The organism is Streptococcus infantis (assembly GCF_047464155.1).
GTDB lineage: Bacteria > Bacillota > Bacilli > Lactobacillales > Streptococcaceae > Streptococcus > Streptococcus infantis_U.
Window position 1 is genome coordinate 34016 of sequence record NZ_JASHCL010000002.1, and the last position, 19454, is coordinate 53469.

The 19454-nt window shown below is 36.3% G+C and carries 22 protein-coding genes; 4 read left to right on the forward strand and 18 right to left on the reverse strand.

Annotated elements, in window-relative coordinates; translation table 11 throughout:
- Positions 1 to 17 precede the first annotated feature (17 nt).
- Entirely contained in the window at positions 18 to 1493 is a 1476-nt protein-coding gene (locus tag QM810_RS04450; protein ID WP_414254003.1) for a M protein trans-acting positive regulator PRD domain-containing protein, read from the forward strand.
- 32 nt (positions 1494 to 1525) lie between these two features.
- Here the strand turns inward: QM810_RS04450 and glmS are convergent, their stop codons facing one another.
- The 15 genes from glmS to QM810_RS04525 form a co-directional block, all read right to left on the reverse strand.
- The gene (gene glmS, locus QM810_RS04455) at positions 1526 to 3334 is read right to left on the reverse strand and encodes a glutamine--fructose-6-phosphate transaminase (isomerizing) (RefSeq protein WP_414254004.1); all 1809 of its coding nucleotides are present in this window, start codon (positions 3332 to 3334) and stop codon (positions 1526 to 1528) included.
- A gap of 273 nt (positions 3335 to 3607) precedes the next feature.
- On the reverse strand, positions 3608 to 4408 hold the full coding sequence (locus tag QM810_RS04460) for an ADP-ribosylglycohydrolase family protein (RefSeq protein ID WP_414254005.1): 801 nt from the start codon (positions 4406 to 4408) through the stop codon (positions 3608 to 3610).
- Positions 4409 to 4508: 100 nt separating this feature from the next.
- The gene (locus QM810_RS04465) at positions 4509 to 4802 is read right to left on the reverse strand and encodes a DUF5960 family protein (RefSeq protein ID WP_414254006.1); all 294 of its coding nucleotides are present in this window, start codon (positions 4800 to 4802) and stop codon (positions 4509 to 4511) included.
- Positions 4795 to 5157, reverse strand: a complete 363-nt coding sequence (locus tag QM810_RS04470) for a hypothetical protein (protein WP_178894604.1) — start codon at positions 5155 to 5157, stop codon at positions 4795 to 4797. The genes QM810_RS04465 and QM810_RS04470 overlap by 8 nt, the downstream gene beginning before the upstream one ends.
- Complete coding sequence (locus tag QM810_RS04475; protein WP_414254007.1) at positions 5154 to 6569, reverse strand: Y-family DNA polymerase; 1416 nt, start codon at positions 6567 to 6569, stop codon at positions 5154 to 5156. The genes QM810_RS04470 and QM810_RS04475 overlap by 4 nt, the downstream gene beginning before the upstream one ends.
- 3 nt (positions 6570 to 6572) lie before the next feature.
- Positions 6573 to 7259: an XRE family transcriptional regulator gene (locus tag QM810_RS04480; protein WP_178894602.1), complete on the reverse strand. Its 687-nt coding sequence runs from the start codon at positions 7257 to 7259 to the stop codon at positions 6573 to 6575.
- Between the two features lie 146 nt (positions 7260 to 7405).
- Positions 7406 to 7918, reverse strand: coding sequence for a GNAT family N-acetyltransferase (locus QM810_RS04485; RefSeq protein WP_178894601.1), 513 nt, complete (start codon positions 7916 to 7918; stop codon positions 7406 to 7408).
- A gap of 297 nt (positions 7919 to 8215) precedes the next feature.
- Entirely contained in the window at positions 8216 to 8737 is a 522-nt protein-coding gene (locus tag QM810_RS04490; RefSeq protein WP_414254008.1) for a DUF6287 domain-containing protein, read from the reverse strand.
- A 479-nt stretch (positions 8738 to 9216) separates the two neighbouring features.
- Complete coding sequence (locus QM810_RS04495) at positions 9217 to 10011, reverse strand: FxLYD domain-containing protein (RefSeq protein ID WP_254730769.1); 795 nt, start codon at positions 10009 to 10011, stop codon at positions 9217 to 9219.
- A gap of 610 nt (positions 10012 to 10621) precedes the next feature.
- On the reverse strand, positions 10622 to 11671 hold the full coding sequence (locus QM810_RS04500) for a DUF389 domain-containing protein (protein WP_000126416.1): 1050 nt from the start codon (positions 11669 to 11671) through the stop codon (positions 10622 to 10624).
- The gene (locus QM810_RS04505) at positions 11668 to 11991 is read right to left on the reverse strand and encodes a potassium channel family protein (RefSeq protein ID WP_000825751.1); all 324 of its coding nucleotides are present in this window, start codon (positions 11989 to 11991) and stop codon (positions 11668 to 11670) included. The genes QM810_RS04500 and QM810_RS04505 overlap by 4 nt, the downstream gene beginning before the upstream one ends.
- Positions 11988 to 12347 (reverse strand): hypothetical protein, encoded by a 360-nt coding sequence (locus tag QM810_RS04510; protein ID WP_000397555.1) that lies wholly within the window; start codon positions 12345 to 12347, stop codon positions 11988 to 11990. Before QM810_RS04510 ends, QM810_RS04505 begins: the two co-directional genes overlap by 4 nt.
- Positions 12272 to 12574: a TMEM175 family protein gene (locus QM810_RS04515; protein WP_006151097.1), complete on the reverse strand. Its 303-nt coding sequence runs from the start codon at positions 12572 to 12574 to the stop codon at positions 12272 to 12274. Before QM810_RS04515 ends, QM810_RS04510 begins: the two co-directional genes overlap by 76 nt.
- Positions 12575 to 13105: 531 nt before the next feature.
- Positions 13106 to 14014 (reverse strand): ribonuclease D, encoded by a 909-nt coding sequence (locus QM810_RS04520; protein ID WP_070458768.1) that lies wholly within the window; start codon positions 14012 to 14014, stop codon positions 13106 to 13108.
- A gap of 174 nt (positions 14015 to 14188) precedes the next feature.
- Positions 14189 to 14491, reverse strand: coding sequence for an ArsR/SmtB family transcription factor (locus tag QM810_RS04525; RefSeq protein ID WP_006146248.1), 303 nt, complete (start codon positions 14489 to 14491; stop codon positions 14189 to 14191).
- 226 nt (positions 14492 to 14717) lie between these two features.
- On the opposite strand from QM810_RS04525, the gene QM810_RS04530 reads away from it, so the two are divergent.
- Positions 14718 to 15872, forward strand: a complete 1155-nt coding sequence (locus QM810_RS04530) for an MFS transporter (protein WP_070458766.1) — start codon at positions 14718 to 14720, stop codon at positions 15870 to 15872.
- Between the two features lie 242 nt (positions 15873 to 16114).
- Here QM810_RS04530 and QM810_RS04535 read toward each other — a convergent pair whose 3' ends face one another.
- Positions 16115 to 16678, reverse strand: coding sequence for an NAD(P)H-dependent oxidoreductase (locus tag QM810_RS04535; protein ID WP_070458764.1), 564 nt, complete (start codon positions 16676 to 16678; stop codon positions 16115 to 16117).
- Complete coding sequence (locus tag QM810_RS04540) at positions 16678 to 17271, reverse strand: TetR/AcrR family transcriptional regulator (RefSeq protein ID WP_049503230.1); 594 nt, start codon at positions 17269 to 17271, stop codon at positions 16678 to 16680. The genes QM810_RS04535 and QM810_RS04540 overlap by 1 nt, the downstream gene beginning before the upstream one ends.
- Positions 17272 to 17514: 243 nt before the next feature.
- Between QM810_RS04540 and QM810_RS04545 the strand changes: the two genes are divergently transcribed.
- Entirely contained in the window at positions 17515 to 17703 is a 189-nt protein-coding gene (locus QM810_RS04545; RefSeq protein WP_000171299.1) for a hypothetical protein, read from the forward strand.
- Positions 17696 to 18307 (forward strand): Fic/DOC family protein, encoded by a 612-nt coding sequence (locus QM810_RS04550; protein ID WP_070888896.1) that lies wholly within the window; start codon positions 17696 to 17698, stop codon positions 18305 to 18307. The genes QM810_RS04545 and QM810_RS04550 overlap by 8 nt, the downstream gene beginning before the upstream one ends.
- A gap of 180 nt (positions 18308 to 18487) precedes the next feature.
- On the opposite strand, the gene QM810_RS04555 is transcribed toward QM810_RS04550, so the two are convergent.
- Entirely contained in the window at positions 18488 to 19243 is a 756-nt protein-coding gene (locus tag QM810_RS04555) for an SDR family NAD(P)-dependent oxidoreductase (RefSeq protein ID WP_070888895.1), read from the reverse strand.
- Between the last annotated feature and the right edge of the window lie 211 nt (positions 19244 to 19454).

Sequence of the window (19454 nt, forward strand, 5' to 3'; positions counted from 1 at the left end):
TCGGGAGTTTATTAAAAATGAGAGAATTACTCAGTCAAAAAGAGCAAAGGCAATTAAAGATTTTAGAATATTTGTTTGAAAATCCTGACTGGATTTACCTAGATGATTTATCTAAAACCATTGGACACAATGCTCGCATCATTAAAAGTGATATCAAAGAATTACGTGAAATCTTTCCTGATTTTGATATTCGACACTCAACTGCGGGGATAATGATGGTGAATACGAAAAATAATGGCATTGAGCGAATTTACCAATATTTTTTACAGACGTCTGAATATTTTCAAATTTTAAAAGCATTTTTCCTTTTGGACAGCCCCTTTACCTATGAGCATCTTGCCCAGTCTCTGGATATTTCCCTTCCTTCCTTGCGAAAGAAAATTGCGGATATCAATAAGACACTTGATGGAACTTACCGCTTTAAGCTCAAGGTAACCCCAATATCTATCATTGGAGATGAAAAAGATATTCGATTTTTCTTCTCCCAATTTTTCCACGAAGCTTATAATTTTCTGGACTGGCCCTTTGAGGAGGTTAAGGAAGAAAATATAAATAATTTTGTCTCTTTCTTCATCAATTTGGCGAAATTCCCTGCAAAATATCAAAATCTTTACCAAATCAGAACACAGGCTACAGTCGATTTGCACCGAATGAAGAGAGGATATTTCGTTCAGTTATCAGAACAAAACATTTCCTGGTTAAATCCTATTTTCGACCAACTACCCGATTTTCAGCATCAGTTACAAGAATTGGCCCAAGGACTTAACATTGATATCAATCCGGAAAATCTCTATCAAATCTTCAGTCCATTTGCTGAACCTAGCCTCTTCTTCACAGTCGAAGACTTTCTAGCTGCTCGTCAATCTGACGAAAAAGTTAATTTGTCCTATCATGCTGCACGAGACATTCTGGACAACTTGACTCGAAGATTTGGTGTTCAATTTTCAAATACGGATACCTTGATTTGGAATCTGCATAACACTGCCTTGCTTGAGCGAAGAGAAATCAACTCCGAATCGATCATTTCACAAAATAAAGACTATACACTTGGAAAGATTAAAAAATTCTTCCCTAATTTTTATGAAGCAACAGTCTTTGAAATGATGCGCTATAAGAATATTATGGGACAAAAGGAGAAGATACCTGCTCTTTCTCACCTAATCTACACCCTATTTACCCACGCAGAGGGGCTTACAGATCAATTATTTGAACATAAAAAGAAAGTCAAAGTCTTAGTTCTCAGTGAGTATGACTTTGCTCATCCAGAATTCTTGATATCTCTCTACGAATTCCATACTGCAAATAATATCCAGTATGAAACTTGGGATAAAGAAACCCTAAATATCGAAGAAATTAGGCAAAGTGACTATGACGCCATTATCACTAATTTCGATATTAAAGAAATCGATAATAAGCGAATCATGAACATTAGCCGACTATCTATTCTACAAGTTGTCAACGAACTCAATAAGATTTCCATGCAAGATTTATAATAAAAAAAGTCTAGTTAAACTAGACTTTTTTGTTATTCTACCGTTACAGACTTAGCAAGGTTCCGTGGTTTGTCCACATCGAGTCCACGGTGTAGGGTTGCAAAGTAAGCGACTAATTGCGTTGGTACGACCATTGAGATTGGTGAGAGGTAAGGGTGTACGGTCGTAAGAACGATATCGTCTGTATCTTTGGCAACATTTTCTTCTGCGATGGTGAGGACCTTAGCACCACGCGCTGCCACTTCTTGGATATTTCCACGAGTGTGGTTGGCAAGGACTGGGTCTGACAAGAGGGCCAAAACAGGTATCCCATCTTCAATCAAAGCAATCGTTCCATGCTTGAGCTCCCCAGCCGCAAAACCTTCACATTGGATGTAAGAAATCTCTTTGAGCTTGAGACTGGCTTCCATGGCTACGTAATAGTCTTGACCACGTCCGATGTAAAAGGCGTTGCGTGTTGTTTCAAGGAGGTCACGAACTTTAGCATCAATCAATTCTTTTTCTGAAAGAGTTGATTCGATAGACTGAGCCACGATAGATAACTCATGAACCAAGTCAAAGGCTTTGGCTTTTTCATTGCCATTTGCTTCACCAACCGCTTTTGCAAGGAAGGCAAGGGCTGCGATTTGGGCAGTATAAGCCTTAGTTGATGCTACGGCAATTTCAGGACCTGCGTGAAGAAGCATGGTATGATTAGCTTCACGTGACAGCGTTGATCCTGGCACGTTTGTCACTGTCAAGCTTGGAATTCCCATTTCATTGGCCTTAACCAAAACCTGACGGCTATCAGCTGTTTCACCAGACTGACTGATAAAGATGAAAAGAGGTTTCTTGCTGAGAAGTGGCATGCCATATCCCCACTCAGAGGAGATACCAAGTTCAACTGGCGTATCTGTCAATTCTTCTAGCATCTTCTTCGAAGCAAATCCTGCATGGTAAGAAGTTCCAGCTGCAAGAATGTAGATGCGGTCTGCGTCTTGAACAGCCTTGATAATAGCTGGATCTACGACAACTTGACCAGCCTCATCTGTGTAGGCTTGAATCAGCTTACGCATCACCGTTGGTTGCTCGTCGATTTCCTTGAGCATGTAGTAAGGATAAGTCCCCTTACCGATATCAGATAAGTCAAGCTCGGCAGTATAGCTAGCACGCTCACGGCTGTTACCATCATAGTCTTGTACTTCAACGTTATCAGCTTTCACGATTACCAACTCTTGGTCATGGATCTCCATGTATTGGTTAGTCTCACGAATCATGGCCATAGCATCTGAGCAGACCATGTTGTAGCCATCGCCAAGACCAATCAAAAGAGGTGATTTGTTCTTGGCTACATAGATGACATCTGGATTTTCAGAGTCAATCAAGGCAAAGGCATAAGAACCACGAATGATGTGAAGGGCTTTTTTGAAGGCTTCGAGAACTGATAAGCCGTCTTCTTCGGCAAATTTCCCAATCAAATGTACGGCGATTTCCGTATCTGTTTGTCCCTTGAAGTGGTGTCCCGCAAGGTATTCTTCCTTGATTTCAAGGTAGTTTTCAATCACCCCGTTGTGGACCAAGACAAAACGTCCAGTCTCAGATCGGTGTGGGTGAGCGTTGTCTTCCGTTGGTTTTCCGTGAGTAGCCCAACGAGTATGTCCGATACCAGTTGTTCCCTCAACACCTGCAGTTTTAGCAGACAATTCTGCAATACGACCAACAGCCTTGACTAGATGGTTTTCAGCGCCACCTAGGACAAAAATCCCCGCAGAATCATAACCACGGTATTCGAGCTTTTCAAGCCCTTGAATCAAAATATCAGTTGCATTTGTGTTTCCAACAACACCAACAATTCCACACATAGTATATACGACACAGACAAGCTGTGCTTTCCCCTTATCGAAATTGGTATAGTCTGATTTTCTGTTTTTAGAATCAGTGAAAACAGTATATACTTGTTTCTTTCGCTTGTCAAGAATAAAAATTGGTATAGCTCAATTACTTTTGAACCGCAAACAAAAAACCATTCAAAAAATAGCTCTTGAATGGTTTAGAAATATAGCAGATCAACTTATGTCTATACCCTATCGAATACCAGACATCACAGTTTATCTGTTCTCACTCCTCGCAGCCCATTATTTATTAGATTGGAAGGGATAAGTACTTTCAAAAGTTTCCACTATCTCTACTAAACGATCATCCAAATAGGTCATAGCTTGATCTCTGATTGGAGCAGGAATTCCATAATAGGCCTCTGCAAGACCTCCACAGATAGCAGCGATGGTATCGCTATCTCCTCCGATGGAAATAGCATTTCTGATAGCATCTTCAAAATCTTGTGACTCGAAAAAGGCTTGAAAGGCCTGAGGAACCGAACCTTGACAAGTCACATCAAAGCTATAGTCCTCACGAATTTGGTCTAGGGTAAAGTCCATCGGATAGTAGTTTTTATCGATGTAGTCTCTGATTTCAAGGCGGCTAGAACCAGTTCTAGCTAAGAAGATAGCTACTGCAACTGCTTCTGCACCTTTTAGTCCCTCAGGATGGTCATGACTCACTTCTGTCACTGCTTGGGACAAAGCCTTTGCCTGCTCTATACTATCTGCCGCAAAACCGACAGCGCTAATTCTCATGGCAGATCCATTCCCATAACTCCCATAGGGTTGAGGATCATCTGAAAAGATCCAGTAGAAAAAATGACCGCCATAGCCACAATTTGGATATTGTCTCCCTATCTCTTGCATGTATTTCACTGCATTTTTCGAGAGTTGACTCCAGTCTTCCCTACTAGCCAATAAGGCTTTGGCAATCGCCAATGTCATGATACTATCGTCCGTCGGACAAGAATCCTGAGTAAACAAATCAAACTCTTTACTCTTATGATTGTCCGCCTCAAATCGAGAACCAATAATATCTCCAATAACCGCTCCTAGCATAAGCTACCTCCTAGAAGTTTTTCTCCTGTTCACAGGTAATATTTCATGAATTTTCTTCATTATACCATGTTTACTATTGTTTCGGTATTTCCTATGCAATCTACAGGCAGTTTTGTTTCAGCCCAAGATAGGTGTAGGTTCGAGTTCGTGGACAATCTTTTTCCATCTTCACCCTAAAATAAAACCGATGTTCCCTACCGTCCTTGGCATTTTCCTTATTCAAGACAAAGTAGTCCTTTTGGTTAATAGCCATGGTTCGTAGGATGTCGTCAATCAAAAAAGTCAGGGGCACATTCATGGCAGAGTATTTTTGAAAATCTTCCTCAAAACGAATGTAGTCATCTGAGAAATAGTCCATCTGCAATTTATTTTCATAAAGCTCTTTTCTAGTCATAAACTTCCTCCTGACAAAGTTGGATTGCGAGAATGTCTTGGCCCCTTAGCAGTCTATAACCCTCATCCGTTTTAACAGAGACTTCTTGAGGAGATAATTCTCTTACTTCACCGATTATCGTGCTTTTATGATTATTCTCCTTGACCACAAAAGAGCCTTTTAGTCGATTTATATAGAGTTGAGAGAGCAAGAGCAACTTCTCAACAGGAGTCAAATCTGTCGAGAAATCGACACGATTTTTTTCTTCACTGAGCGAGCTCGTATGCTCTGATAAAAAGAAGCCCATCCACTTCTGCATCCCTGGATCCTGATAGTCCCTTGCGGATTGGAAGGGTAAATAAGAACGATCAATCATTTGAGTCCATCTAATCCTCCAGCAGAATGTCCTCCGATGAGCTTACTTCTGGCAATACTTCTCGACGCATCCTCTAAGGCAGTCGCCTTCAAAAGGGAAGTAAAGCCGAATTGTTCTCGAATGGAATCAATGGCTGTCTGGAGCCTTTCTTCTTTTTCTACTTTATCAACATCATCAAAAAGGGAAATCAACGCAAAGGATTCATCCACAAATCCTGAATAACTAACGGCAACACTCCTAACGGCCCCAGAAGTATATTTGCTGTGAAATAATTCCAGGACATGACCAACCAAAATACTGGTGTTATTGGTTGGTTCAACCTTCATCTGAGTATGGATGGAGCGTTTTTGTTCCTGCTTAGAAAAACCAAGATGAATAGATACCACTGTCGCCTTTTTACTAGCTCTTCGAAGCCTGATAGCCACCTGCTCAGCCATCTCTCGAAGGATAATTTCAATATCTCGCCGTTTGACATAGTCTCTCGGTAAAATTTGCGAATTGCCCAAGCCATGAGATTTTGGCTTATAGGGGTTATGAACATTACTCTCATCTATCCCATTAGCATGAAACCACAAGCGAAGTCCAGCTTGACCAAGTTCCTTCTTCAGGACATCAGGATTGCTATTGGCTAACTCCTTAATCGAATGAATCCCTAAACCATTCAAGCGCTTCTCCATCCGATGCCCAATCCCCCAAAAGTCAGTCATTTTAGGAATAGACCAGACCTTATCTTCCACATCTTGATAGGACCAATTGGCTCGCATGGTCGGTGTGTGCTTGGCTTCATTATCCAAGGCCAACTTAGCAAGCAGAGGATTGGCATTCGACATGCCGACCGTCGAGTAAATCCCTGTCTGCCGCCAGATATCCCTCTGAATACGAGCCGAAAGCATATCCAACTTATCTTTGCGAGAAATCTGCTGGTCTGGGACAAAATAATTGAGCGAACTAGTCAAATCGATAAAACCTTCGTCAATAGAGTAGGGATAGATATCATCTGGACTGGCATAATTCTGGAAAATGCGCTGAATTTCCATATTGACCGCGATATACTTATCCATCCGAGGAGGGACAATGACTGTCACTCGAGCCCAATCCTCGATAAATTTCACATAGGCTGGATCTGTCCGCAAGCCTTGTTTTTTGGCATTGTAGTAGGAAAATTTACGCGTCTGGATATCAAAGGGCAGGTCATAGGCACGACCGACATTTGCTTTCCCAAAGACCTTTTTGAACATAGGTGAGGAGGCAAGAATAAGCCCAACAGAATTATCCGCTCGACTCATGACACAAAGGGAGGTTTTGAGGGGATGGAGTCCTCTTTCCACACACTCAACACTGGCATAAAAGGACTTCATATCAACAAAGGCAATATCACTTTTGGGCTCTCTGGAATAATCAAAGTAGCCCATAGACTATCCCTCCATCGGTACAAAATTACCCACGATAATGCCCACAATTCGCGGATCTTCTTCGTAAGAAATGTGAATATCCTTGTATTTAGGATTGATAGAGACCAGACGCAGACCATCTTCTTCACGGTAGACCCGTTTGATATAGGTCTGGTTATTGCAAACCACTGCATAGACAGCTCCGTCATAATCAAATCCTGTCTCTCGAATCAGAGCCACGGAACCATTTTGATATTTAGGTTCCATAGAATCCCCAGACACCCATGAAGCAAAATCGTGAGCCAATTCTTCATTGAAGTAAACCGTATCAAAGTTTCGATCATCATAAACCGAAGCTCCGATACCAGCCGACATGCGTTCATAGACGTGATACTCGTAGAGTTTTTCTGAAATAGCAGTCACCTTCTTGGCTTGTTCTTCTTGAGCCAAATTACGGGCATAGACTACCACCTTTTCTTTCCCTTGGTTCGAGAGGCTATTATAGAGACGGACAATTTCGATTTGGGTGAAATAGCCTTTTGGTACTTTTAAAAGATCTTCTAGTTGAGCAACCTTCTCTTTAGAAGGCTCCTTGACTCCGCGTTCCCAAGCTGAATAAGCCTGAAAACTAATGCCAAGCTGCTCTGCAATTTCTTTCTGTGTTAGCTTTAACTCTTTTCTCCGAGCTTTGAGTTTTTCTGGTTGGTACATGTTTTACCTCCTAGCGTGATGTTTTCATCGTAGGTTGACTTTGTTTTCAAAATTCAACCATTTTGGTTTAGTTTTATTATATAAAAAAAGTAGACGAATGTCTACTAGAAATGTTGAGGTTTGGCAAACGGCTGGTAATGATGATGCTATAGATTCCTTATCTCAAATACTGCCGTATTAATCCACTCGTTATTCATTTGAAAGTCATTTTCTATGATTTTACTAAAGGTAAAACCATTTTTTAAAAGCACTCTCTGAGAAGCCAGATTGTACGTTGCCGTCCCCGCAATAATCTTATGTAAACCATAAGTAGTAAAGGCCTTTTCTAAAACGAGTTTAACCGCTTCGCTGGCATATCCTAAATTAGTAACATTTTCTCCAATCCTATATCCAAGTTCTGCTGTTTTTCTATCCTTCCCTAAAACACTTAAATTGATTCTTCCAACCATAACACCTTGTGTATCTCTAATAAGATGCATGTAGACATCATGATTCTCTTGTTCCCTTAACAATTCCCTTGTAATTTCTTTAAAACTTTCTGAATCAAAATAGTGAGCTGGTCTAGGAGGTAAACTTCGCTCAAAATACTCTCTATTTTCTTTTTCAAAAGAATAAACATCTATGCTATTTTCTTCAGACATCAACTCTAAACTTATCATTGTAAACCACCTCCTATCATTCTATAAATTCAAATGTAGTCATGTTCACACAAAGTGATATTTACAGAATTTACAGAGCTATCTTAATTTATTCATATCGCATCTACATTATAACACAACATACTATGAAGAAAAATAATATCCATCAAGGTCCTCATAAATTCCAACATCTTGCTAAACAAGCTGGAAACACCTATGGAAGCTATTTTTAAACCTACTTGCTTCATCTTCATAAAGTGATAATGACTCACAAATAAAGAAGAAAACCATCTCATCAAATCTGAGATGGTTAATCATTTAGTCTACTTTATAAAAAACTTGTTCTGATTTAGTTGGAGCAGCTTGACCAGCAGTAAGCCTGTTTTTACTTAAGTCAGAATCTAACCCATCTATAATAAGTCCAGCAGGGTAAACACTCATTCCATACCCTGTAAAACCAGATCTAACACTGAATTCAATAGTTCCATGGTTACCCATGCTCACTTTCTCAATGTTTCCACTGTTTACTAATCCATTTTTATCGAATGTAAACTCTTGTCCAAGTCCATTTCTCCATGTTCCAACTAGAGTAGAGAAATCTCCATTTAGAATAGCTTGCTCATCTATTTTTTGTGACTCAGCATTCGTTTTCTCTTCTTGTGTCGAAGGTCTTTCCTCCTCCGTAGTAGTAATACTATCTTGGGAAGTCGTTGAACTAGTACTTGGTGAACTAGTCGTTGTCGTACTAGTAGTAGAACGCTGTTCCGTTGTAGGAGTAGTCACTACTTCTGCATCTTGCTTCTTATGATTAAAAAAGAAGAAGAGAGAACTAATCAGCACTATAGCAATTAAGCAACTTAACAGAATCAAAAGCCAATTTATGCCTTTTCCTATTTTCATTTATAACACCTTTCGATTGTTGTCATCTTAATTATATCATACTAAACTTATACAAGGAAGAAATTGTATAAGACAAAGACTTGTGGGATGAACTGGGGGTGAATTTTGTATTTTTGAAACAAAAAGACATCCAAAAGAAAATTCTTGAACGTCTGTAAATGTTGATAGTATCGTATTGATTAACGTTTTGAGGCAACTGACTTTGTCAGGTTGCAGCCACATTTGTAAGCGACTAAAGTCGCAACAACTGTGTCAATTGCACCAATTTAGTAAGAAAGTATAAAAAAGAACACCCCGAAAGGTGCTCTTTGTAAGTATCGTAATTCTTTCGAATTAATGTTTACTAAATTATGATACTTTACGAGCTTTCTTAAGGCCTATTGAAAATATATTATTTTTATGCTAATAAAACAAGAAGCCTACTCATACCTAAAACTGTTTTCACCCAAATTAACCTTAAAATATTTGAACCTCTTGTCTGAATCTGGAATCGAGAATTCGAAGCTTTGTTTAGTTCCATTTTCCCATAAATATCTTGTTTCAAACTTAAAACCAGAATAAATTTTATCATTTTCATCATAAAAAGAAATATTTATATCTATGTAATTGATGCGATGACCTGTAGTATTTTCAAAATTCCCCACGTAGCGCTTCTCTTTTTCTGATCCATCTTCAACCTCTTCAACTACAAAGTTTTTTGCATCAAACGTATCTACTAATATTCCGTAAACTCTATTAAATTCTTTAACAGCTTCACCGGACCTCAATATATTATTTAAACTATTTTTATCTTGAACAGGGATTTCACTTATTGAATTAATATCTAAAAGTAATTCATAACGTTTATATTGGAGTTTGTTCCACTCGTTTCTAAAGATTCTATCCAAGTATTTTCGATTTATTGCCGTTTCCTTTTCATTCTTAAGGACATCAATATAGGTGTCAGCTAGTTTCTTTAACTCAGGATTTTCGAACTCTCGATTTTTATATTTCTTAAGTTCATTTAGTTCATAATCCACACAGATTCTATAGTTTTTTAGTGATTCTTTATCATAATCCCTTTTGGCAACAAACTCCCAACGTTTATCTAACCCTTTTGCTAACGAAGTTAAAAATTCATTATCATAGGTATTATTGTTGTTTTTACTTGCATTAAATATAAGCAAAAGCATTAGTAGAAGTATTGAAACTACACCTAATAGTTTTTTCCCCACACTCAATCTCTCATTTCTATCTTTTTTTCTATTATAACACTCCTTTGATTACTGTCAAACTAATAGATGCTTTTGAAAAGTATTGTAAATATAGGCCCTTTTCTATTTCAAATGAATTTCATATATTTGAGAAAAGTTGTCGATAAAAAATAACTCAAGAAAAATTTTGTGATAAGTCTTACTTTTTAACAAAAAAAAGAGCACCCCGAAAGGTGCTCTTTGTAAGTATCGTAATTCTTTCGAATTAACGTTTACTAAATTGTGATGCTTTACGAGCTTTCTTAAGACCTGGTTTGGAAAGTATGAATTTCAGTCGGACTAAAAACAGCGTAATATCAAGACTTTTCTCCGCTTTTATAAAAGCTTTTTTCCAATCAAATTCAACTAATTTTATCCGAATGGTGTGGATTTTACCCCCAAAATTACAGAGAATGGAGCTGATAAACACTAAACGTTCACACCATTAGTTAAATGATTTTTTGTTCATCATTTTTCTTAGATGATAGAACTTCTAATTTATTTCTTATTCAAGCAAAAACAACCTGCTATAAGTAAGAAAGAGGAAGATACAAGAAAAACACGGCGTAAAAACCGATTCAGTTCATTGTCCTCAATCCTTGTCTGCTTCATTTTCTTTTACGAGATCGTTTTGTGAATCTTTTTCAGAGAGTTTTTGATCAATATACTTGTCAATGTTTTCATAAAATTCCTTGGTCGCTTCACTATCTAATGTTGGCGAGTTCTGAACTTGATTCACTTTCAATTGAACAGATTGAATACCGTAAGAGGCTTGTTTTTGGTGGAGTGTTTCTAATTCTTCTTCTGAAATCGGATCTCCAACAACCGTCAAGACCAATTCATTGTTACTTGACTTGTAGACTTGATTAATAACCGTATAATTGGCGAACTCTTTTCCTACAAACTGTTTGATCCCTTCTTTGCGCGCTTGTTCTATTGTCAGAGTAACTGCCGAATAGCTAGCTGGAAGAATCAACAATACAATCAAAGATATCAAGCCAATTCTCATTTTAATGCTCAGCTCTTTAAATGAAGTTAAAGGAGATTTTCTCATCAAAATTCTTGTTCCAACAATGTTGGCTAGCATGATAAAGACACAGTTGATCAAGAAAAGATAGAGAGCCCCCAATAAAAATCGTACATTCCCATTAGCTAAACCATAGCCAGCAGTACAGATAGGCGGCATCAGAGCTGTAGCAATGGCTACTCCTGGCACGATATTGTTTGCTTCTTTTTTCCTTGAACCGATCACACCAGCAATCCCACCAGCAATAGCAATGAGGACATCCCAAATGGTTGGAGAGGTTCGTGCAATCAACTCGCTACTTGCATAAGACAAGGGAGAAATCCAGAAATACAGAGTCGAGACAAGCAAACTGACCAACACTTGAGTCAATAAAACCTCTAGAGATTGCTTGATTAAACGCGTATCAAAAATAGCTAAACCGAATCCCAGTCCAACAATCGGTGTCATGAGAGGTGAAATCAACATGGCTCCTATAATGACAGCTGTTGAATTCATATTTAGTCCGATAGAGGCAATAAAAATTGCACACATCAAAATCGCTGTATCTCTCAATCGAACATGAAGGTCATCGTATAATTTCTCACGGTATTCCCGTGTTGAATAATTGGCAGTCATTTGTCCTCTCCTCTTTCCTTATTTAAATTGGTATAATAATTAAAAATAACAGCTGATAAACAGCCAAAAAATATGAGCCCATAAATCGTCAAGAAGACACTGGTAATCCTTCCAATCAAGGTCACAGCTAGGAGATCCCCGTAGCCGACAGTCGTCGAAGTCACAAAAGCATACCAAAGACCGTCTCCGTAATTTGTGATAGCAGGTTCAACTAGGAAAAGCACGCCTCCTGACCCAAAAACAAAGGTCACAAAACTCAGAGCAAACCGAGTAAAACCCGTAACCTGCATAATATGCCATAACATTTTTAAACGTTTCATTTGTTCTCCTTATTCATACTAGCTCCTGACCGAGCCGTTTTTTTCCAATAATCAAAGTGAAGATAGGACATGATCTCCATCAGAGAAAGATAGACAAACTGATAGATCTGATTTAAGCTGATTATCAACTGATATTGTTTGAAAAATGACTGGAAGAAAGACCAGATATGACTGTCTTGAATCAGTCCCTTCTTAATATCAGACAGGATATTAGCTAAAGCTCCCAAGGACTGAAACGGTAAATCCTTGACATTTATATAGATCCGGTCCACCACATCATTCAGACTGGTATCTTGGATGGCATGAAATTCTCCAAAGAGAACTCCTGCCGCTCCAAGAGTAGAAACAAATTCCACCAAATAATTTCTGAGGAAATTTTCTCAACCTTTTCCCATAATGTGTTTAGTGCCATCCATAACGATCCCAACCAGAAAAAGGAAAGAAAACAAGCAAAGAAATTTTGCCGTAAATCCCAAAAAGCTTCAAGACTTGGTGTTGTTGGTTTTTCTAACTCTAAAACCAAGATGGTCATAATAATTGCTAGAACAGCATCTGTCAATACAATTAATCTGTCTTTCTTCATCGGATTGCATCCCCTTTCTTTTTTGTAACATTCTATCTTATCGCATAATATTGGATATTCTTTCATAATCCGACTACAAACAAAAATAAACCAAAAAGTATGTCCCTATTATACTATATTTAACTCTAGAAGTATTCATCCATCTAATTAATAAATATATCATATTTCACAATAAGTGAATACTATCAAAGATTCATCCCCTTTCACTTCATCATGTAGTGTTGCTTAGATTTATCAAAAACAACCAAATTTGTATTAATTTCAAGTATCACCTAGTTACAAAAATTTGGGGTGAACAGAAAAAGCATCCCGTATTTTTGATACGAAATGCTTTCAATAAGTTTAAATAAGTTTTAACGTTTACTAAATTGTGATGCTTTACGAGCTTTTTTCAAGCCTGGTTTGACAAGGCTTTATTTTAAGCAATTTTAAAACAGCTTTACATCAAATTCTAGCAGACTTGTACTGCTTTTTTTATTTCAAAAAATTTGTATAAGTTTTATTGAATTAGGGAAATTTCAAGTAAACAACTTAGCTGTTATTACCCTCGAATAGAGTTCCCCACTTAGTGATTGATAATGGGAGTATGGGTTTATTTTTCTTGTAAAAATCTAATAGGTCATCATTAGTTATTCGAACCACATTGCCAATCTGATTTAGATTGATTATTTTAGGTGCATACAGATATACTATATACCCATCCTCAACATATCTATTGAATTCTAAAGCATCCAATTCCTTAGCTTTTTTCCCCTTTACTTGAAGCACCGCTTTTCTAAGATTACAAACATCCCTAGAAATCATTTCACACTCGATCTTAATTGTAGTGGATTTATTTGCTATTGAATTAGACAGAACATAATAGTTCTCTTTTATTTGTAAATAAGATATTACAAGTTCCTCTAAGTCAAAATCTGGTAGATTATCCAAAAGATTACCCTCTTGTTGAATAACCTTATAATATTTACTGCTTGATAATTGATTAAAAATCGTTTTCGAATACTCAATTATTATTCCATCACGAATTTTTTCAACAGTACCACCCCGAGGTCTATTGAAAGACGATTTAATTTGGCCAGGTACTTGCATTCCAAAATTATAAGCTTCGACTGGTAAGACTGCTCCAATATCCAACCGTTTATCACATACTACTTCAACAGGCGATATAACTCTACAAATCCAGTAATTACCATCCAGATCTCGTGTCCAGAATAAGTCGTCTACTTTAGCATCCCTAAAAACGTTAATTGCTGGATTAGCTCTTCCAGATATCTCTTTAACCCTGTAATAATACTCTTGAAAGCTCTCGCGATAGAGATCTTCACTTTGACTACTCCAACCAATAGCAACATACTGTTTTTTTCTATTTAAACAGAAATCTACCAATCCCTGCCTGAAATCAGTCCCAGTCTTCAAATGTAATCTTGCTACATAATCCATGAATTTTGCCTCACCTAAGGATATAATGTTTATTTTTTTAATTTCCTAAATTATCAAACACCATACCAAGTTTTTCTGAGTTACATGACATGAAAAATCTAACTTAATTTGACAATTTAGGTATACCTCCCCGTTAACACAAAAAAACTACTGGTCTAGTTGAAATGCATTTGCTTATTTGTCTAAAGAATTAAGAAAGCCAGGTAAGAAAGTATCAAATGTCTCATGATTTAACTTTACAAATTTATTCTGACCTACTTTTCTTGTTGTAGTAAGACCAGCTTCTCGCAAAGTTTTAAAATGATACGAAGCAGCTGATTTACTAATAATGAGCAAATCGCCAATTTCTCCACAACTTAGTTCAGTATTCGCTCTGTACAGTAATCTAATAATTTTTAGACGAACATTATCTGCTAATGCTTTAAAAATTTTAACTCTTAAATCATCTTCGCTAAGGTTATATTGTTTCATAGTCATAAAGTAATTTTACTATTGAAATAAACACTTGTCAATTTTTTGTACGGCCGTCGTTGACTTTTCTGCATTATAGTGATAATATAAAATTTAATAGTTCAATAATTGTTTAACTATTAAATTTAAAAAGGAGGTGTTTTATGAAACAGAACTGGATAGCCATTATTACGTAAAGTATATATTTATAACTTATAACAAAAATATTCTTAGAAAGTGATGTTAATATACAATGAAAAAATACTCTCTTTTGTTCTTCTTAACAATGTTCATTATAGGAACTGATACATTTTTAATTTCTCCACTGCTTCCAACTTTAGCAAACCTATATAATATAAATTCTTCAGTTTCTGGTTGGATGGTCAGCGCATATGCAATAGGTTATGCTGTATTTGCCCTTATATCAGGCCCAATTTCAGATGGTCGTGATAGAAAAAAAGTAATGACTTATGGGCTGATTGCTTTTACCATTTCAACTTTTCTATGTGGTTTTGCAACAAGTTTTCCTTTAATGCTCCTTTTTCGCTTATTTGCAGGTATCAGTGCTTCATTTGTAACTCCACAAGTTTGGGCTTCAATTCCTATTGTTGTTGATAAAAAGTATATTGTGCAGGTTATGGGATATGCGACCGCTGGTTTATCCGTTTCTCAAATGGCTGGGGTACCTATTGGTGGCTATCTGGCAAACTTTTCTTGGCAAACTCCCTTTTATACGATTGCGTTTGCTTCCTTAATACTTCTCATTTTAATCCATATTTTTCTACCAAAACTTGAAATTGGAAAAGCAAATAGAATTTCTTTTACAGAGGCTTATAAAAATGTCCTAACTAATAAAAAATCAGTTAGTTATCTAATTGCTTATTTTGTTTTTCAAACAGGTTCTTTTACAGCCATTACCTTTATATCTACATGGTTTACCAATGACTTTAATATGAGTTTAACTAACATTAGTACTGCAATTATAGCTATTGGTGCGGGTAACTTATTGGGGTCTTTATTTGGAAGTCAATTGGTTAAAAGATTTGGTTTACAAAGAACTTTTAAAACTGAATTACTTACATTAATTATCCTCTATCTTATTCTACCTTTTGCTAATAATTTTTGGGTAGCCGAAATTTTATTAACAATTATCTATATAAATAATGGATTTATTTTTCCTTTGTTTATGACGACTTTGCAAGGTACTGTTGAAAATGCACGAAGTACGATTTCTTCATTATCAAATGCAGTAATGTATTTAGGTGAAACAATTGCAGGTATAGTGGGAGGAGTTCTCTTTGTGAAATTTACAGGATTCTCAGGAATTTCTGTTTTCGCAGCTATTATGATTACCTTATCATGGTTATTGTATGCACAAGCAGGGGCGTTTAAGAAAGATAAATCTTAATCTCAATATTTTAATTCTAAAAACAATATAAAATAAAGAGGCTGGGACAAAAGTCCGATCTCAAATATAAAAAGCGAACAAAACTAGTTTTCTGGTAATCAGAATTCTGCTTTGTTCGCTTTTCGCATTTAATTATAGATTTGAAGGGCTTAGTAATTAAGATTTTTAAAAATTGAAATCTTTTTGTCCCAGCCTCTTTACCCATCTTCTGTATGCTCTATCATGACTTGTAACGCACATTTTTAAATCCTTTTGGTTATCTGTGCGATTTTTTCGAGTTCTTCTTTCCGTTGACGATCACTCATATACTCCACTCGTGTAACTTGTGTCATTTTAACCGGTTTAATACCACAGGGTTTCAAGATTTGAGATTTTAGAACCTTTGCGTAGTCTTGAGAAAAAGGAAGAAAAATTTTTGGCGTATTATGCGTCGTAATGATCCACGCTTTTCCATCTAGTTGCCCCACCGGACCTCGAGGTCCATTCTGATAAGCAAAACCTGCAACAAAAACACGATCAATAAAACCTTTTAAAATAGCTGGCATTCCACTCCACCAAGTAGGGAAAATAAAAATCAACTGATCCGCCCAACTCAATAAATCTCTATACGGTTTCATGTCTTCATTATGCTGTAAATCTCTCCTTTTATGCCTTTCATCAAAACGTAAAACCGGATCAAAGTTTTCTTTATATAAGTCTACTATTTTAACCTCATGCTCTGGTGCTAAATGCTTTTGCACAGTTTGAAGGATTGATGCATTATAACTTGTTTCATTCGGATGTGAATAGATTATTAAAACATTCATCAGCTATCTCCTTTTATATAAATATCAAGCATCGTTCTGACGGTCTTTTGAACATCATTTTCTTTAAAGCTTTCTCCAACAGGACTCCTTACCAATAGAGCCAAACCAGCAATAAAACTCCAAAAATGGATCAAAATTTCTGCGTCACCACTAGAAAGATTTTCCTCATCTTTAAGTCTTAACGCTACCGACTTAAAATGTTCAAATCCTGGTAAAGAGGAGTTGACTGAAATAGTTTCCTGGGATAACTCCATATAGTTATATGGAAATTTGATAAATAATGCTTCAAATAGATAGGTTTCCTCTTGGGCAAACCTTACAAAGTTACAGCCCATCAGAGTTAGTTGAGTTCTTGCATCTATGGAAGTATCAATTCCAAGTATCATATTTTTCAAAAAGAACATTGATAAGTGTTCCATAACAACTTGAATATATCTATCTTTACTTCCAAAATGCTTATAGGGAGCTCCATGAGTCACCCCACATTTTTGAGCTATTGTACGCATAGACATCCGGTCAATCCCGTTAGTTCTGATTTCTTCAATGCCGACCGAAATTAACTTTTCTTTCAGTTCTTCCGTATTCCGTTTCATTTGACCACCTTTCCTTATCGAAGTATACGTTGTCTACTTTTTATAAAGTATACACCGTCTACTTATATTTGTCAAATAAAAAAATACTCAAAACTTTCCTTAGGAGTGTTTCTAAGATGACCTTATCTTCAATCCAAAAGGCTGAGACAAATCGTCTCAGCCTTTAATAACAGTCTCTATCCTTTAGGTGAAAATACCGATTTTATGGTATAATAAGGGTAACTCTATACAAGGAGGTGTGCCATGACTCTTGATGTAAATAAAGAAGAATTAACAATTTTAGGAATTCCCTTTGATAACTTTTCAGATTTTGATACTGTCTGGTATGCTATTGGGTCATCAATGATTGAAAATTATGAACCTACTGTTCAAGATGTGATTGATTTAAAAACTTATGTTATCAACAAACGAAAGGAATTGAATATTGGTTAAAAATCAATACGAAGGCTATGAGTACATTGACCCCAATCACCAATATACCTATCCAAATTCTACAGTCTTAATCAACAAACAAAATATTACAAATATTGAAGAAGCCTACCGGAATGAGCATTTATTCGTTACTAAAAGGCTTGCAGACTTGCGCTTGAAAACCATTGAAGTCTACTCCATTAGTGATATTTTAGCCATTCATAAATATTTATTTCAAGATGTCTATGCTTGGGCGGGACAATTTCGCAAGGTGAATATCTCAAAAAATGGGAATCCTTTTATGTCAATACAATCTTTCAGTACTGCCCAAGTATATATAAACCGCCTTATTCATACCTATTATCAAACTGCTAATTCAAAAGATGAGATTATTAAACAATTAGCAAAAATTCTTGATAATCTTAATTATTTCCATCCCTTTCGAGAAGGGAATGGACGAACTCAACGAGAAGTCATTCGTTCCTTAGCATTATCAAAAGGGTATTCTGCACAAATACGCGTGGAACAAGATGACGAGGTTTACAATCTTTATATGGACGGAACAGTCTATGGGGACTTAGGAAAGTTAGAAAAACTACTTGGTAAAATACTGGAAAAATTGTAAATTAATCTACAAAAACACTTGTATATTTTTTAAATATCCTAAATATCACAGAAAATTATAACTTACTCAAAACTTAAAGACAAAAAGCTTCTGAAATCTAACGTTTCAGAAGCTTTCTTCTTATCATAAAACGACTGCAACTATTAATCGATACCACATTATCTATATTTATTAAAATAATTAATGTTTAAGTAGTGGTCCGCTAAGATGAAATTCAAAATTTGTAACATCAACTAAACCAACAACTTTGTCACTTTGATATAATTCCATCAAAAATTGTGCCATCTCTTCACTTGTGTGATATTTAGCAAAATGCTCATCATAATCATATTCTTTAGAATCTGTAGCAACTTGACCGAATTCCGTTTTTGTGGCAGCTGGAGCTAAAACCTTAGCTTTTAATTGATGTTGATTTGCCTCTAGTTCCAATGCCAAGCCTTCTGTAAAAGCACTAACATAAAATTTACTTGCACAGTATGTAACTGCATTTGGAACCATCATGTATCCGCCTCTAGATGATAAGTTGATTAATTGAGCGCCTTTACAATCTTTATAATCTCTCACATATAGAGTTGATAGAATTGTTAAAGCTTCAATGTTTAGATGGATTAATGTTATTATCTTTTCTAAATCTTGAGATTCAACCTTATCATAATTTCCAAAACCAGCATTATTTATTAGAGTAGTAATGTGATATTTTTTCAAGCTTTCATAAAGAGCAAAAACATTACTGGACTTCGATAAATCAACAACTTTAATAACAACATCTAAATCCGGATAATGGTTCAAAATCTCTTGCTTCAATTTTTCTAGTCGTTCTTGACGCCGAGCAATTAAAATAAGATTCCTTCCTAATTTTGCAAATTGTCTTGCTGTCTCCGCTCCTATACCAGCACTGGCTCCAGTAATACAAGTATAATTCTTCGTTTGTTCCATACTATTTTCTCCTTTACAGATTGCTATTTGCATTTTTTATAAGAGTCGCTGCTCCCATTCCGCCACCTACACAGAGAAGCGATTCCATAATTTCCTTTATTTTCAATCAACTCATAAATTAGAGTACTTTATATCAAATTCCTTTGATGCTATGTATTTTACATAGTAAAGTGCACTTTATGTCAAGAGAAAACTGAAAATTTTTCGATTT

Coding starts and splice junctions, on each gene's coding strand:
- QM810_RS04470 (WP_178894604.1), bottom strand. CDS start 5,157: ATGATTGATCGTTCTTATTTACCCTTCCAATCCGCAAGGGACTATCAG.
- QM810_RS04500 (WP_000126416.1), bottom strand. CDS start 11,671: ATGACTGCCAATTATTCAACACGGGAATACCGTGAGAAATTATACGAT.
- QM810_RS04450 (WP_414254003.1), top strand. CDS start 18: ATGAGAGAATTACTCAGTCAAAAAGAGCAAAGGCAATTAAAGATTTTA.
- QM810_RS04530 (WP_070458766.1), top strand. CDS start 14,718: ATGAAAAAATACTCTCTTTTGTTCTTCTTAACAATGTTCATTATAGGA.
- QM810_RS04480 (WP_178894602.1), bottom strand. CDS start 7,259: ATGTACCAACCAGAAAAACTCAAAGCTCGGAGAAAAGAGTTAAAGCTA.
- QM810_RS04485 (WP_178894601.1), bottom strand. CDS start 7,918: ATGATAAGTTTAGAGTTGATGTCTGAAGAAAATAGCATAGATGTTTAT.
- glmS (WP_414254004.1), bottom strand. CDS start 3,334: ATGTGTGGAATTGTTGGTGTTGTTGGAAACACAAATGCAACTGATATT.
- QM810_RS04525 (WP_006146248.1), bottom strand. CDS start 14,491: ATGACTATGAAACAATATAACCTTAGCGAAGATGATTTAAGAGTTAAA.
- QM810_RS04505 (WP_000825751.1), bottom strand. CDS start 11,991: ATGAAACGTTTAAAAATGTTATGGCATATTATGCAGGTTACGGGTTTT.
- QM810_RS04475 (WP_414254007.1), bottom strand. CDS start 6,569: ATGGGCTACTTTGATTATTCCAGAGAGCCCAAAAGTGATATTGCCTTT.
- QM810_RS04465 (WP_414254006.1), bottom strand. CDS start 4,802: ATGACTAGAAAAGAGCTTTATGAAAATAAATTGCAGATGGACTATTTC.
- QM810_RS04545 (WP_000171299.1), top strand. CDS start 17,515: ATGACTCTTGATGTAAATAAAGAAGAATTAACAATTTTAGGAATTCCC.
- QM810_RS04535 (WP_070458764.1), bottom strand. CDS start 16,678: ATGAATGTTTTAATAATCTATTCACATCCGAATGAAACAAGTTATAAT.
- QM810_RS04540 (WP_049503230.1), bottom strand. CDS start 17,271: ATGAAACGGAATACGGAAGAACTGAAAGAAAAGTTAATTTCGGTCGGC.
- QM810_RS04520 (WP_070458768.1), bottom strand. CDS start 14,014: ATGGATTATGTAGCAAGATTACATTTGAAGACTGGGACTGATTTCAGG.
- QM810_RS04555 (WP_070888895.1), bottom strand. CDS start 19,243: ATGGAACAAACGAAGAATTATACTTGTATTACTGGAGCCAGTGCTGGT.
- QM810_RS04515 (WP_006151097.1), bottom strand. CDS start 12,574: ATGAAGAAAGACAGATTAATTGTATTGACAGATGCTGTTCTAGCAATT.
- QM810_RS04460 (WP_414254005.1), bottom strand. CDS start 4,408: ATGCTAGGAGCGGTTATTGGAGATATTATTGGTTCTCGATTTGAGGCG.